The 15909-nt window shown below is 49.7% G+C and carries 11 protein-coding genes; 4 read left to right on the top strand and 7 right to left on the bottom strand.

Annotated elements, in window-relative coordinates:
• Window positions 1–854: dTDP-glucose 4,6-dehydratase (locus tag B2310_RS00695; RefSeq protein WP_290727950.1), on the bottom strand; the 854-nt coding region annotated here is incomplete at its 3' end.
• A 241-nt stretch (window positions 855–1095) separates the two neighbouring features.
• On the opposite strand from B2310_RS00695, the gene B2310_RS00690 reads away from it, so the two are divergent.
• Together B2310_RS00690 and B2310_RS00685 are read left to right on the top strand one after the other, a co-directional pair.
• Entirely contained in the window at window positions 1096–2721 is a 1626-nt protein-coding gene (locus B2310_RS00690) for a cellulase family glycosylhydrolase (RefSeq protein ID WP_290727949.1), read from the top strand.
• A gap of 190 nt (window positions 2722–2911) precedes the next feature.
• Window positions 2912–4996: a glycoside hydrolase family 5 protein gene (locus tag B2310_RS00685; RefSeq protein WP_290727947.1), complete on the top strand. Its 2085-nt coding sequence runs from the start codon at window positions 2912–2914 to the stop codon at window positions 4994–4996.
• A 116-nt stretch (window positions 4997–5112) separates the two neighbouring features.
• On the opposite strand, the gene B2310_RS00680 is transcribed toward B2310_RS00685, so the two are convergent.
• From B2310_RS00680 to B2310_RS00655, 6 genes are all read right to left on the bottom strand, one after another.
• Complete coding sequence (locus tag B2310_RS00680) at window positions 5113–5859, bottom strand: PDZ domain-containing protein (protein ID WP_173382170.1); 747 nt, start codon at window positions 5857–5859, stop codon at window positions 5113–5115.
• An 18-nt stretch (window positions 5860–5877) separates the two neighbouring features.
• Complete coding sequence (locus B2310_RS00675) at window positions 5878–9114, bottom strand: hypothetical protein (RefSeq protein WP_290727944.1); 3237 nt, start codon at window positions 9112–9114, stop codon at window positions 5878–5880.
• A 430-nt stretch (window positions 9115–9544) separates the two neighbouring features.
• Complete coding sequence (locus B2310_RS00670; protein ID WP_290727942.1) at window positions 9545–11866, bottom strand: NADP-dependent malic enzyme; 2322 nt, start codon at window positions 11864–11866, stop codon at window positions 9545–9547.
• Between the two features lie 183 nt (window positions 11867–12049).
• Entirely contained in the window at window positions 12050–12625 is a 576-nt protein-coding gene (locus B2310_RS00665; RefSeq protein WP_290725125.1) for a hypothetical protein, read from the bottom strand.
• Window positions 12622–12903: a hypothetical protein gene (locus B2310_RS00660; protein ID WP_290727940.1), complete on the bottom strand. Its 282-nt coding sequence runs from the start codon at window positions 12901–12903 to the stop codon at window positions 12622–12624. Before B2310_RS00660 ends, B2310_RS00665 begins: the two co-directional genes overlap by 4 nt.
• 24 nt (window positions 12904–12927) lie before the next feature.
• Window positions 12928–13506 (bottom strand): hypothetical protein, encoded by a 579-nt coding sequence (locus tag B2310_RS00655; RefSeq protein ID WP_290727938.1) that lies wholly within the window; start codon window positions 13504–13506, stop codon window positions 12928–12930.
• 358 nt (window positions 13507–13864) lie between these two features.
• On the opposite strand from B2310_RS00655, the gene B2310_RS00650 reads away from it, so the two are divergent.
• Both B2310_RS00650 and B2310_RS00645 read left to right on the top strand, forming a co-directional pair.
• On the top strand, window positions 13865–15268 hold the full coding sequence (locus B2310_RS00650; protein ID WP_290727936.1) for a Wadjet anti-phage system protein JetA family protein: 1404 nt from the start codon (window positions 13865–13867) through the stop codon (window positions 15266–15268).
• A complete protein-coding gene (locus B2310_RS00645) occupies window positions 15255–15908 on the top strand; it encodes a DUF4194 domain-containing protein (RefSeq protein ID WP_290727934.1) in 654 nt (217 codons plus the stop codon). The genes B2310_RS00650 and B2310_RS00645 overlap by 14 nt, the downstream gene beginning before the upstream one ends.
• Window position 15909 lies beyond the last annotated feature (1 nt).

The raw sequence follows: 15909 nt of genomic DNA, 5'->3' as shown, positions 1-15909 counted from the left end.
TCGATGTTCTTCCATTCGTTGAAACCGCCGATGTTGTACGTCTCGGCAATCTTCCCGTTATGGAAAATCACGTCGATAGCGCGGGCGTGGTCTTCCACGAAGAGCCAGTCGCGCACGTTCTCGCCCTTGCCGTAAACCGGAAGCGGCTTTTTGTGGCGGATGTTATTGATGAACAGCGGGATGAGCTTTTCGGGGAACTGGTACGGACCGTAGTTGTTGCTGCAGTTCGTGACAATCGTCGGCATGCCGTAAGTGTCGTGGAAGGCGCGAACAAAATGGTCGGAACCGGCCTTACTAGCGGAATACGGAGAGTGCGGCGTGTACTTCGTGGTTTCGTAGAAGAAGTCATCGCCATAGGCCAGGTGGTGTTCCGAGCTGGAGGCCGTCGTGGTGAACGGGGGCGTGATGCCTTCGGGGTGGTTCATCTTGAGGGCGCCATAGACTTCATCGGTCGAAATGTGGTAGAAGCGCTTGCCCTCGTACTTTTCGGGCAATGATTCCCAGTAGAGCTTCGCAGCCTGAAGCAGGCTCAAAGTTCCCATGACGTTCGTCTTGGCAAACGTGAACGGGTCCTTGATGGAGCGGTCCACGTGGCTTTCTGCCGCCAGGTGGATGATACCGTCTACATGTTCGTCCTGCATAAGCTTGTAGAACGCGTCGAAGTCGCAGATGTCCATCTTCACGAACTTGTAGTTCGGCTTGTTCTCGATATCCTTGAGGTTCGCGAGGTTGCCCGCATAGGTAAGCTTATCGAGGTTGATAATCTTGTATTCCGGGTACTTGTTCACGAACAGGCGAACCACGTGGCTTCCGATAAAGCCAGCGCCGCCGGTAATGACAATGGATCGTTTCATGCGATTCTCCAATTATTTGGGGATAATATAGAAGTTGCAGCCCGCCGCTCCAAGTTGAAATATCGCTTTTTGAGCGAAAAAAACCAATTTTTCACCTGCAACCGTAAATTTCCATTTACACTTTGTTGCAAATCGTTCAATAGTATTTGGGCAGGGCCGTCAATTTTTCGCGCACTCCTGCCATTTTCAATATACATTTGAGGCGTGTAGTGGTATTAGGGTTACTTTCAGAGGAATCCAAATGAAGCAAATTCTCGCAAAAACAGCCATTTTCGCCATCGCGGGCGCAATCTCTGCAACGGCGGCGCTCCCCACCGCAAAGCAGGTCCAGGCCAACATGGGCATGGGGTTCAACATCGGCAACTCAATGGAAGTGCCGAACAACCCGACCGCATGGGGCAACCCCTTCCCCACGCAGGCATTGCTTGATTCCGTCAAGGCGGCAGGCTTCAACACGGTACGCATTCCCTGCGCCTGGGACAGCCACACGAGCGGCGGCAAGGTCACAGAAACCTGGCTCGATTCCGTGAAGACGGTCGTCGACTATGCGATGCGCGCGGGCCTCTACACGATTTTGAACATCCACCACGAGGGTGAAGGCGGCTGGTTCCAGACAAACATCGGCACGAGCGTCAACTCGACTGTTGACAACAAGATGAAGACGTACTGGACGCAGATTGCGAACAAATTCAAGAACTACAACGAGCGCTTGATTTTCGCGGGCGCAAACGAACCCGGCCCGAATGTGGACCCCTGGACGGCCCAGCACGTAAGCACGCTGATGCACTACTACCAGACGTTTATCGACGCAGTGCGCGCCACCGGCGGGAACAACGAAACACGCACCTTGATTATTCAGGGCCTGAACACCGACATCGACAAGTCCGTCGCGAACGCTCCCGTAAGCACGTTCCCTAAGGACAAAGTAACGGGCTACCTGATGTTCGAGGTACACTACTACGACCCGTACCAGTACACGCTCATGACCAGCGAACAGAACTGGGGTGCGAGCGAGCCCATTATGCCGCAGTACTACTACGGTAATTACCAGAAGGCAAGCGAGCCCAAGCGCAACGCGGGCTACAATGCGTGGGCAGGCACCATCGATTCCAAACTTGCAAGCATCACCCATCCGCAGGAACAGTTCGCCAAGATGAAGACGAATTACGTGGACAAGGGCTATCCGGTGATTGTCGGTGAATTCGGTGCAAACGTTCGTTCTCCGGAACTTAGCGGTTCAGACTTGAACCTCCACAAACAGGGCCGCGTGCAGTGGCACAAGGACGTGGTTTCTGCAGCAAAGCAGTACGGCCTTACTCCGATTCTTTGGGACATGGGCAACGAGAGCAATTCCGGCTACGACAACATGGCATACATCCGTCGCCAGAGCAGCCCTGTGGGCAAGGTGCTCGAAACCGACGTCATCAACGCGATGCGCAGCGTGTATAACCTCGGCAACTATGTGAACACGGGCGTGACGCACGTGGAAGACTTCATTACCGGCGGTGGCACGGTGCCGACATCGAGCAGCAGCACAGTCACTCCGCCGTCGAGCAGTTCCGCAATCGCGCCTGTTTCGAGCAGTTCGGGAATCCCCCCCTGCGATGCGATGATTCCGGAATGCGGCTGGACAGGAATATCGCCAGACGTTCTCGCGGGCAGTCACGTCAACGCGAATCTCGTACGCGACGGAAGCACGCTCCGCTCGAACGCAGCCATCCGCCTGTTCGACCTGAACGGCAACATGGTGCGTGTGTCCAGCGCGAAAATCGCAAGTGGCCATAGCGAAATGGACCTGCGCGGGCTCCGTCAGGGCGTGTATATCGCCCGTAGCGGTTCGCAGACACTCCGTGTGCAGGTGAAATAATTTTTTTGGCAAAATTGCCGATTTTCGACCAGAAACGGCAATTTAAGCCTTGAACGCCCCGTTGAGTGTTCTACACCGCAAAAAACGTGCGGATGCACATTTTTCTTTTAAAACGCACCCACAGAATCTAATTTCAAGGAAAACAATAGCTGGGCAAGCCATGCCCGCACATACCATATAAGGAGTCAAAATGTTTGGTATCGGAAAGTTTGGAATCGTGTTCGGCGCGCTCTCTCTCGCCAGCACGGCAGCGTTCGCCCTCCCCAAGGCGACCGAGATTTACCCCGACATGGGTCTCGGCTACAACATCGGCAATACCATGGAAGTACCCAAGAACCCGACCGACTGGGGCAACCCCTTCCCGGACGCCGCCTACGTGAAGGCCATCAAGGATGCCGGTTTCAATACCGTGCGCATCCCCTGCGCGTGGGACAGCCACGCTTCTAACGGCACCATTAACGCCGGCTGGCTCGATTCCGTCAAGACCGTCGTCGACCTCGTCATCAACAACGGCATGTACGCCATCTTGAACAGCCACTGGGATGGCGGCTGGCTCGAAGACCACGTGTTCGACGGCAAGGGCTTCGACAAGACTGGCGAAGTGACTATTTCTGCAGCAACAGTTGCCGCCAAGCAGGAAAGCTACTGGAAGCAGATCGCCACCAAATTCGCCGCCTACGACGAACACCTGATTTTTGCCTCTGCCAACGAACCGGGCGTGAACGACCCGTGGAACGGCGGTGCGGACAACGGCCAGTGGGCATTTGACGAAACCCGTATGCAGGTTCTCAAGAGCTATCACGAAGCATGCCTCAAGGCCGTGCGCTCTACCGGCGGCAACAACGCCACCCGTATCGTGGTCGTGCAGGCCCCGCGTACCGAAATTGACAAGTCTCCGCTTCTCGCATCCATATATCCGACCGACCCGGCAGGCGACGGCTACACCATGGCCGAAGTCCACTTCTACCCGTATCAGTTCTCCCTGATGACCGGCGGTGACGAAGACTGGGGCAAGATGTTCTACTACTGGGAAGACCAGACTCCGGGCAATGACGCAGCACACACCTGTTCCGGCTCCGCACTCGGCTCCAAGAGTTCCATCGACCAGCTGTTCGGCGGACTCAAGAGCCGTTTCTACGACAAGGGAATCCCGGTCGTGATTGGCGAAATGGGCGCAGTCAAGCGTTTCTCCCTCACCGGCGACAACCTGAAGGCCCACCTGAAGGCACGTGCCGCCTGGTACGGCTACACAGTCGCCGCAGCCAAGAAGAACGGTCTCGTTCCTTGCGTGTGGGATACCGGTGACGAAGGCGACGGCAACTTCACCATTATCCGCCGCCAGGTGAACAAGTTCGGCGGCAACGTGGGCGACATTACCGACTTTGAAACTTTGAACGCCATGCGTGAAGCATACGGCCTGGCAGCTCTCCCGGGCAACAGCATTGATTCCATTGTCACCCAGAACCCCGACATTCCTGAAGGCGAAGGCAAGGGTGCCGAGCTCACCTACAAAACCTTAACCTCCGACTCCAGCGAAGTGGGTACGCTCCGTATCAACCTTTCCGGTTCGAACACCGACCTTTCCAAGTATGTCGGCATCGAAATCAGCCTGAAGGGCTCCGTCACCACCGCGGGCGGTTGCACCGGCGCAAGCGACGGCTGCGGCGAATACGGCTGGACCTCCATGGACCTCTTCATGATGACCGGCAGCAGCTGGGCATGGTTCGACGCGCCTGTTATGGAACAGGCCGACAAGGAACTCGACGGATCCAAGTTCCAGACCTTCCAGATCAAGTGGGATGACTTCCGCACCAAGCCGACCGACCTCAACTCCGCAAACGCCATCGGCCTGAACCTCTACGGCACGCAGGTCACCGGCACCATCGTCTTTGACTACATCAAGGGCATCAAGGCCGACGGTTCTACCGAAATCATTGACGACTTCGACAAGAAGCCGCAGGCCGAAGGTATCGCAACCGCCAAGGTCGTCCCCATCAGCGGCACCAGCGCCATCAAGCCCGTAGCAGTCGCCGCAACGTCCAAGATGTTCGTGAACGTGCAGCCGGGCCTCGTGACCGCCTCGTTCAGCACCACCTCCGCCGGCATGGCCAAGGCGATGCTCCTGAACACCAAGGGCGAAGTCATCGCTCAGCAGAGCTTCAGCACAAGCAAGGGCGCGAACGCAGTTGAACTGCGCAGCACCTACCGCGGCGTGGCGATGCTCATCGTTCGCCAGGGCAGCCAGCAGCTCGTGCAGAAGGTCATTCTGAAGTAAATTTATTGCCTGGCAAGGTTGGAGTGTTCTAGCCAGGCAAAAATCCTTTGGATGTGTGGAAATCCCCCGCAGCGAACGCCGCGGGGGATATTTACTAACCCCAATGGAATAAACAACTACTTAAGCAAGATGTTCTTGCCGCTGACCGTTCCGTTATGTTCGACGGAAACAACGTAACGACCATCCGGAATCAGGGAGCCGTCCCAGACGATGGTATTTACGCCAGCGTGGCCAGCCGTCTCTTCGGACGACCAGAGAACATTGCCCTTTGAATCTGCCACAGACACCGTGAAGGCTCCGGCGTATTCAAGCTTGACGCGGATTACGCTACGCGTAAAGTAGCTAAGCTTGGCCGTCCCTTCTTTCACCTGCTTGTCCTCGCTCTGGGCAGGAATCTGAAGGTTATCGACATAGACACCTTCGAGGATCGCATCCGAAGTGGCATCCGAATCACCGATTACCTTGCCGTTTTCGAGGACAGCGAGCAGTTTCTTGTCGGCCTGTTCCGCTTCGGCCACAGAATTCAGATCCTTGACCGTGAGCTTCACGCGACGGAGCGTTTCCATGAGCGTGTCGCCTTCGCTTACGTAGGTGAGCACAACGGGCTTGTTCTCTATTCCGCGAAGGGCAGCCTTGACCGCTGCAGACTTCTTGCCGGCAATAGATTCGCCATCAACAGCGACAATCACATCTCCAGCCTGAATCTTGGTCTCTGCGGCAGGAGAGCCCGGAATCACTTCCTGGATTTCGGCTCCGTCACCTGCAAGGCGGTAAACCACGCCGATGCCGCCAAAGGATTCTTCCGCAAAAGCGGCTGCGGCGAGAAAGGACGATACGGTAGCAATTTTTACTAATGTATTCATGATAAATTCCTCCTATAATTAATCCGCAAGGTAAGCAATCTGCATCACGTCAGTCGGAGCAAAATCAACGCGGAAGATTTTCGCAAACTGATGGACAACAACATCACGACCAAGGATACGGCCATAAATAGTCTTGACAGTCTGGCCCATGATAATCTTTGACTTCGGAGCAAAGATGGTTCCGGCCCACATGCCTTCAAAATAAACAGCCTTAGAAGAATGGTGAGCCAGTTTGAAGCCCTTGGCCACGTTCGTCCAGTACTGGGTATTGCTTGCGGGCTCGCTGTTGTAGCTGCGCCAGATGATGCTTCCGTTCGTATGGAGAACGGTGCCCTTGCCCGGCTCGGCAAAACGGATGTTAGAATTCGGTTCAATCTGGAGCAAGTGGGAAACAAACATTTCACCCGGTTCGACAATCAGGGTAGCACCGCTTTCCACACGGAGGGTGTAGAACTCGTCGCCATCCTTCAGGTGGTAGGTTTCGCCATTACGGACAACCTTCACCTTAGAATCAGGAATCTCGGGCATATCGCTAGAATATGCGTAGGTGTATTCTTGCTTCCAATCACTTTGCTTCTTCATATTCACGGAGCCTTCAACCACAGCATTATTCTGCCTGGAAAGGTATTCCGTCGGATCAACCGTATTGAGGAATGCATCCATATCGCCAATAGCCTTATATTCCTCCCTATGCTGATTCAGATACTCGATAGATACGCCATATATGTTCACGTCACCATGAACAACAGAGGAATTGCGCAACATAGACGTCCTGTGTTCTCCCGGGAACGCCGAGTTGAACGGCATATTATAGAAATCAACATTGCCGACATGAGCGCGAGCGCCAATGGTAATCGGCCTGTACGAGATATTGTACGCAAACTTATTCTCGTCGCCAGAAGCCAGACTGCAATAAGAATTACTCTCGTACGGGGTATCATAGCACTTTGCATTGTCATTGATGGTCACGTATTCGCGTCCGAAAATGGTGTAATCACCCGGAACGTCCATCGTAATCACCATATCTTTACCCTTCAGGCCATCTTCAATCCCGTCGCCATCATCGTCCGGATCACGCTCTGCACGAACATCATTCTTGTTCTTGTCTGCCGTGGCTTGAATATCACTCAAAGGACCACAATTGGAGCAATAGTCATTCGCCTTCCACGTATATTTGAATATTTCCCTCTTGTCTTCGATACCGTCATTATCCGTATCAGCGCTGCTCGGATCCGTCTCAAACCTCACCGCTTCATCAAAATTCGTGATACCATCGCCGTCAGAATCATAGCCGACGCGGTAATCGGACATTTGCACATTTCCATATTGGACATCCGGGATAAAGTATTCCGTAATCGGGGTATCCTTGTACAAGGAATTACCAAAGTCTCCATTATTCGAAACAAATGCATAATAGAACGCATAGTTACTTGCATCCCCAACATAACCATAGATTACCATCGCATGTTGAGGAATACCAACATAGACTAATTTGTTATTATCAATCGCATTTTTCACAGTCGCATAGGACGGGGCTCCTGCACCATAGTTCAAACGATTCACCTTCAAAGCCCACTTCATTGTTTCAGGGAGATCACCAATCGGATCTCCGCTCACCGGATCAAGAATCAATTGCTTCGTTACAGGATCAACAGCCATTTTGCCACCATCCATATCAAGAGCAGACAGCAATGGTTCATCTTTCTTAAATTTCGCCTTGAAAACAATTTCGTCTTGAGTCAGATTTCCACCATAGTAGTGGTTCATCAGCTCAATCGCGACAGCCCAGCACCTATTCGCTTCATGGGTATCGTAATTCACTGCATCAAGATTAGGCTTATCCCAAGAATGTTTGGGAGTATCATTCAACCAAGCCAAATCAAGCAACCTCGTATCACGCCTTGCAGCAATTTTTTCGACATCCAACTTTTTATAAATGTTGGTATTGATATTAGCTTGTTCGATCCCTATATGTTCTAAGATATGGCAACTAATCGCTCCATTCACTTCAGGGCAACGAGAATCATCATCAAACGAATCACTGCCATAGACAGCCCATGAATAATTACCTTGAGCAAGAGGCACGGACACTGCGGTTTCCTGAGTCACTTCATCGTAAACAACATTCTGATTCGCATCGAAAATGACAATTCTGTACGATTCCGTATTCTCTACAGGCACCCAGCTAAAGAGGATACCGTTATCACCAGGGATATACTTAATAACTGGCTTATTGGCAGACAGCTTGATGGGATTCGGAGACGAAGCCGATTCCACAGGGTTGTCGTTGCTCGTAAAGCTAAACCAGTCTTCTATCTTTGCTCCAGACTTTTTGGCCTTGAGACGGAAGAACGTATTTTTGGTATAGCTCACCCCATAAACCTGCGCCTGTTCCTCGGCGTGGAAATAATCCATCGGGTCATTCCACAGGCCAGCATTGCTAGCATCGGAGGCGTTTGCGCCAGCTTCACCCCAAGCGACATACGAAACCATAGAAGCATCCTTCTTCAGGATAGCTTCACCAACGTCATCCCAGCCGAAATTCGGGACAACAAGAGCGTTTGTGAAGTTAGCACATGCGGCCTGATTTTCGCAAACACGAAGGACTTCGCCTGCAGCAAGGGTTCCTGTTCCAAGCGCAAACACATCACCGTTCGTATTGACAAGTTGGTGATCAGCCAGAACAGCATCTACATTACCGACGTTCTTGATTTCAATCCAAGCATTTTCAGAGAACCTGATGCCAGAAATCTTGAGTTTTCCCGTTTCAGGGACAACAACTGCATCGGGTGCCTCACCGAAAATCACATCGTCGCCCGAAAGCAGGACAACCTTAGCATTCTCGAGCATCGTTGATGTCAGCTGATAGCTGTAATCCAAGCCCTTATTCCAGGCACCCCAGGATTCATCATGGAGTGCCAAACTAAAACCGGCCATATCCGGATAGTATCCCACAGGAACAGACGGCACCGACAGTTCAACGTACGCGAGTTCGGAATTCACGTCGTTCACAGTCATTGTTGCACCGGCAATATAGTAGCTATCAACAGCATACGGAGCCGAAGAAGACCTGTGGAAGTAGTAACGGACCTTTGCATTCGCAATCGGAGCGTTCGAATCATTGTTAACCCTAAGACGAATCCCCGTCATAGACGAGTTATTTTGCTGTTCGTCATAGAAATCTACCGAAATAGCATGCACCTGCCCAGCAAGCACCATAGCAAGCATTATGCCATTCAATTTTGTTGTTCTCATACTTATCCTTCTTTTTTGAGAGAAACAATTTAAATAAAAGTAATACAACGGCATCTAAACCCAATTATATCACTCAACCCCGAAATATAGTTCTTACATACAAATTTGTCTAAATAATTTATTAAAAAAACACAAAAAAGTAATAAAAAAGTAAATGCAAAAAATCACCATTCCATAGTTTATTCACAAAACATCAACCGTTACGTTATTTTGTTTATAACGCTTTATACAATTTATTAAGAATAAAACGACCTCAACAACACATCTGCTTATGTTTAATTTTACAAACAATTTAATATCATTACACTTGCCAATTTCGTTTGCAAAAACGCTTTATCACCCCACCCGCAATCATTCTATTCACAAAAAGACAGACGCCGCGATTCACTCGCGGCGCCTTTTGTCGTATTTTCAGCATTACAAGACGTGATTACCACATCTTGTCGAACTTCTTGCGGCTCTTTTCCTCGTCCTTCTTCTCCTGCACAATCGCGTCGATTACGGCGGCGACCGTCAGGTTGAAGATATCGTGCACGGAGGCGTCAGAGTCGGTGAAATGCACCGGCTTGTTCAGGCCCATCTGCACGGGGCCGATGGATTCGCCCACGCCCATCTCGAGGAGCATCTTGCAGGTCGTATTTGCAGAAGAGAGGCACGGGAAAATAAGCGTGTTGACCGTCTGGCCCTTGAGCTTGTTGAACGGGTACTTGGTATCGCGCAGCTGCTTGTCGAGCGCCACGTTCACCTGCATTTCGCCATCGATCATGTAGTCCGGGAACTGCTCGTGAATCATCTTCACCGCATCGCGGGCCTTGTTTGCCGTACCGCGGGCCGCTTCCTTGTCACTGCCGAAGTTCGCGTAGCTGAGCATCGCCATCACCGGCTCGTGAGCGAAGAACCGCACCGCGTCGTGCGTGAGCTTCACGACATCCACGAGCGTTTCGGCATCGGGGTCGCGGTTCACGAGCGTATCGGCCAGGAAGAACGTTCCCTTGCGCGTGCTCAGGATATGCATTGCACCGAAGTGCTTGTATTCCTCGCGGATGCCGATGATTTCCTTCGCAAGTTCAATCGTCTCGCTGTACTTGGAGTAGCCGCCCGTAATGAACGCGTCGGCATCGCCCGTCTTGACCATCATCATGCCGAAGTGGTTCGGTTCGAACATGTCGTCGCGGGCCTCGTCGAGCGTCACGCCGTTGCGGCCGTTCTCCTCGGCGTAAATCGTCGCGTACTTGCGGCGGCGTTCGAATTCCTCGGGCGAGCGCGGGTTCACAATCTTGATGCCCGTAAGGTCGAGCTGTTCGCGCTGGGCGATAATCTGGATGCGTTCCGGGTTGCCGAGCACAATCGGGTATGCAACGCCTTCCACCTTTGCCTGCACGGCAGCCTTGAGCATGTTCAGGTTGCTCTCGGCGAACACCACGCGCTTCGGGTTGCTGCGGGCGGTATCGCTGAACTGGCGGATAAGCTTGTTGTCGTAGCCCATCATGTCGCGGAGCCTGTCGTAGTAAGCGTCCCAGTCGGTAATCGGCTTGCGGGCCACACCGCTCTCGATGGCAGCCTTCGCGACGGCGATAGAAACTTCCGTAAGCAGGCGCGGGTCAAGCGGCTTCGGAATCAAGTATTCCTTGCCGAAGGTAAAGCGCTGCGCGTTGTAGGCAATGTTCACCACGTCGGGCACCGGCTGGTGCGCAAGAGCGGCAATCGCACGCACGGCCGCATGCTTCATGTGCTCGTTGATGCAGGTCGCGCGCACGTCCAGCGCCCCGCGGAAAATGTACGGGAAACCGATGACGTTGTTCACCTGGTTCGGGTAGTCGCTGCGGCCCGTCGCAAAAATCAGGTCGCCACGGCTCGCCATCGCCTCTTCATAGCTGATTTCGGGAGTCGGGTTCGCCAGCGCGAAGACAATCGGCTGGTCGGCCATGCTGCGCACCATCTCGCGGGTCAGAATGTTGCCCTTGGAAAGACCAACGAACACGTCGGCGCCCTTCATGGCATCTTCAAGAGTCTCGATGTCGGTGCGGTCGGTGGCAAAGAATGCCTTCGCCTCGGTTAAGCCCTTGCGGTCCTTGCGGATAACGCCCTTGCTGTCGCACATCACCAGGTTTTCTTTCCTGAGGCCGAGCGACAAGTACAAGCGGGTGCAGGCGCAGGCGGCAGCGCCGGCACCGTTCACCACCATCTTCACGTCGCGGATGCTCTTGCCCGCAACCTCGATGGCATTCAGGAGACCCGCCGAAGAAATGATGGCCGTACCGTGCTGGTCATCGTGCATCACGGGGATGTCGAGTTCCGCCTTCAGCGTGTCCTCGATCTCGAAGCATTCCGGAGCCTTGATATCTTCCAGGTTGATGCCGCCGAACGTCGGGGCGATACCCTTCACGATTTCGATAAACTTCTTCGGGTCCTTCTCGTTGATTTCGATGTCGAAGACGTCGATGCCCGCGTAAATCTTGAACAGGAGCGCCTTGCCTTCCATCACCGGCTTGCCCGCGAGAGCGCCGATGTCACCGAGCCCGAGCACCGCAGTGCCGTTAGAAATCACCGCGACCAGGTTGCCCTTGCCCGTGTATTCGTAGGCCAGGTTGTTGTCCTTCTCAATTTCGAGGCAGGGCACAGCCACGCCCGGAGTGTAAGCGAGGCCCAGGTCGGTCTGGGTGCTGTGCGGCTTGGTCGGCACGATTTCGATCTTGCCGGGCTTGCCCATGGAATGGTATTCGAGAGCTTTTTCCTTCAAATCCTTGCTCATCTTGGCTCCTTTCCGCCGGCCATTACCGCGCGGAACTTAATTTTCGGGGCACAAATTTAGTAAAAGGCGAGTGCAGCGCCAACACTTGTGTTGGCATTGCCGAGCCGCACTAAATGCGTTCCGTAGGAACGCAAATATAGAAAAAAGTTTACATTTCTACAAGGAGGGGAAAGGGGAAAAAGACTACAATGTCTGGTACATGAAAATGCAGTTTTCGTCGTATTTGGGCTTAACGTGGTTCTGAACGAACGCCTCCTGCTCCGGAGGCAGCCTTGAAAAGCCCATAGTCGTATAGTGCTGTATCAATTTCTCTTGAGGCAACGCATAAATATACAAGGCATTAACACCTATGAGCTTGCCGACAGATTCTGCCAAGGGGCGAACAAAAGAGAGAAAAATATAATACCCTATGCGCTTAATTCCCGGGTGGTTCCTTCGGTAAGCATCATTCACAGCAAAATTCGCAAGTTCAATCGCCGGGATTGATTCAAAAGCATCCTCGAAAACCTGCAGTGTTATCAATCCAGTTTTGAGCGAAAAATAACCAACCAGCTCCCCCGTAACCTTGTCCTTGACAAGATAAGTCCTACTCATCTTGTTAGTTTCATCCACGACAGACTGTTTCTTTAAATAGACCTCCAGCCCTAGAGCATCGTTCGAAACATTAAATTTTTCTATAAGGATCTGGTTTTCTGGGGACTCAAATAAATGTTCTACGGAAAAAGCTGGAGTATCATAAACGGAAAACTCAACGATCATTTGCCGAGAGCCTCCTCTATTTTTTTTCGGTCAATTTCTTGCGCTTCAAGGATAGACTTTTCAAACTCCTTGCACATATCGTTTAATTTCGAAAAATCAGGCTTTTTCGTGTGGAGAATATACTGGTAGGCAGCACTATTTTCTAGGCACCCCATAAATTCTTTACTTGGCGTTCTCATTACATATTCTCCTGTTTTAAAGACAATATATATTTTTTGCATTCCAATAGCAAGTCGCGTCTCTTTCCCTAATTCCTGGTGCCTCATCAAATCAGGCAAGCACTGTTTGCCAAATTGCTTTTCCTAGAACACCGAATCCTGTTCGTCTTCAATCTTTTCCGCGTTCTTGAAGTAATAATAAAGGACTAAATAGCCCTGGCGGGTGGATCGCTCACTTGCGGAACATTCAAGGACAACCATGTCAAGACTATCATCGAGTTTTTCTCCTTGCCCCCAAATGGCAGCCAGAGTACGCGCGCCGCCCTTTAAGGTGTACATCCAGTAGCTCGCATCATGAAAAACAGAACCCGGGTCGATTTCATCGCGAATCGTAGGTTCCCCGTATTTCTTTGCAATACGGTCCTTTGTGGCGTTGAAGGAAGTCTGCAATTCCGTTCCGTAGTCATTCGTATTGATATCTGAAGAAATTGCTTTAATCTGGTATAAGCCCTTATTTTTGTCAACATATACAATATAATGCTCAAATGACGGATGACTTTTCTTTGGTTTGATCAGGTAGGCATCATTTTTTACGAACTCGGGTTTGCCTTCGCACTCCTTGGCAATATCCTTAATCGTCATGCCCATCTTTAGACCGAAAGGCGATGCCATAGCAAGGGCGGGGAATATCGCCACAATCAGAAGAAAAAGCTTCTTTTTCATATTATGCCTCCTGGAAAGAGTGTACCTGCGAATAAAGATACATTCTTCGAGTGTCAAAAGATGACAATCGCGGAAATTTTCGTAAAAAAGGCAAAAAAGCGGGGATTCAGCCCCAAAATGCGGGGAATGGAGAATTTACAGGGACATTTTGCTACCATCCCTGGTGCTAGTCATGATATACAAAAATATTAGGAAAATTGGAAAAACAGACAAAAGCGCATAAAAAATGGTTGGGAAAACGGATAATTCACGTTTTTAAGACAATTTTCTAAAATATTTTACAGAAATCGTAAAATGCTGCCAGTAAAAACTACCACAGATGACACTATTTGTCGCCAAGAGAGATTATATTAGAAACATGCACAGTGTCTTTAATGTAATTCCAGGCGACTTTTTCACGATTCTTGGTAGCAAGAACCGAAATCAAGCCGTATATTCAGAATTGCTATTGAAAATTTATAACCTATTTGATAATGAAATTTCATATAGAATCCTTCGAGATATTGTTCGTGATACGATAGCCGCGTATTTACTGGAGAATCATATTGAAATTCAAGGCGAAGATGCGACGGAGTTAGGTTTAGAGTCTGATTGGAATATAAAGGCGAATTTTATTATTAGGCGTTTTGTTCAAGCTGGATGGTTAGAAGAAGAAACGGATGATACTACGCTTGAAAAGACAATAGTTATGCCTGATAACGGCATAGCATTGGCCCAATTTATTGAAAAACTGAAGCGTCCAACACGATTGGAATTTTCCGTTTCTATCAATACTATTTTTAACACATTAGAACATTGGGCCCAGGGGGAACAGAATCCCTACAAGTTGATTCTGACGCCAGTGTATGATGAAGCCCGCAAACTTTCCTCGGCACTGAAGAAACTTGCCACCTCTATCAAAAAAATCATTGAGGGCATGCTCCGAGAAGGTTCCTTGGTCAGTTTGACGGAGAATATCATCAAATATTGTGACGGTGACTTTATCAAAGAGTATTCGCGCCTTGTTCAGCAACAAAATATCCATCTATATCGTGAAAAGATATCTAGGCGATTAGAGGAATTCAAAGGAATCGGATTTTTTGGATCCCTTACGCAAAGCGTTATGGATGAGGAAGGCTGTTCCAGAAGCGCAGCAGAAGATAAAGTTGTAAGGATGCTGGATAGTACCAGACGCTTTATCCATGACGATTACAATAAGATTATGAAACGTATTAAGGATCAAATTAATGCGTATATTAAAATTGCGGTTGCACGAGAACGTATTCTTCGAAATAAGGGTAAGGATAACCGTGGAAATGTAGAAGAAACTATACGATATCTAGTCCAAAATTTTGATGAAGATAAGTTGAATAAGATAGACGAAGAAATCCAATATCTTTTCCATATTCATGATTATGAATTTGTAGATAGAACATCTTTGCAATATCCTCACAAAAACCAAAGTATTCAATCGAATATCGAGGCTGATGTAATCGAGATGAGCGTTGAAGAGCGAGAACGTCAAAAACGCCAATTGCAGAATGAATCATATAATCCGTATTCCAAAGAACTGATGAAAAAATTCTTGGATAGTCAATCCGTTAATGGCAAGATAGATAGTTTAAATCTTAGTCTGAACGAAAAAAAAGATGTTCTTGCGTCTATGGCTGCAGTAACATACGCTCGCGAAAACGGATACCTAATAGAAATTGATGAAGATTTTGTCGAATCAGACGAATTTAAGATTCGGCATTGGAGGGCAAAAAAAGATGTCAACAATTAATGAGATGTGGGACGATCTCACTGCTTCTGAACAGTTGGTGTTTAAAAAGTGTTGCCGCCGACTTTTGAAAGAAACCTTCATTGTTCGAGACATAGACGATGATAATCGCAAGATGTTCTTCTTTGTTAAATCAAACGAAGGGCTTTTTTCGGATTATTTGAACTTGATGGGCTTTGATGTTGTTGTGAAGGACAATGGAGTTGTGATGCTTCAGAATAACAGTGCCGATGTTGTTGTTTCCAAGCAGAGATTCAATAAATTCCAAAGCATCATTCTCTGTTGCTTGTGGACCTTGTATATGGATAAGGTTCAATCAGGCTCCTTATCCAAGCAAATCACGACGACTTTTCCGGAATTGAATGCTGAATTGGAAAAATTTGAATTCAAGGGCGCTTTTGACGTTAAAAGTAATCTAAAAACTGCGTTACAACTTTTTGCAAGATACAACCTAATCTTTGTCAATTGGAATGCACCTGACAATGAACGCTTGATTGTTCTTTATCCGTCTATTCAATTTGCTTTAGATGAATCTGAATTTGCCACGTTTGTTACGAGTGTGCGAGAAAGAATGATGAATGCAGGCCCTCAAAGCGAGGATGTGACTGACGAAGCCTTTGATGCGGAAGGCGAGGAGGAATAAT

It is taken from the genome of Fibrobacter sp. UBA3629 (assembly GCF_002374005.1).
GTDB lineage: Bacteria > Fibrobacterota > Fibrobacteria > Fibrobacterales > Fibrobacteraceae > Fibrobacter.
The sequence above is the reverse complement of the archived record's forward strand: the minus strand, read 5'-3'. Positions and strand labels throughout refer to the sequence as shown.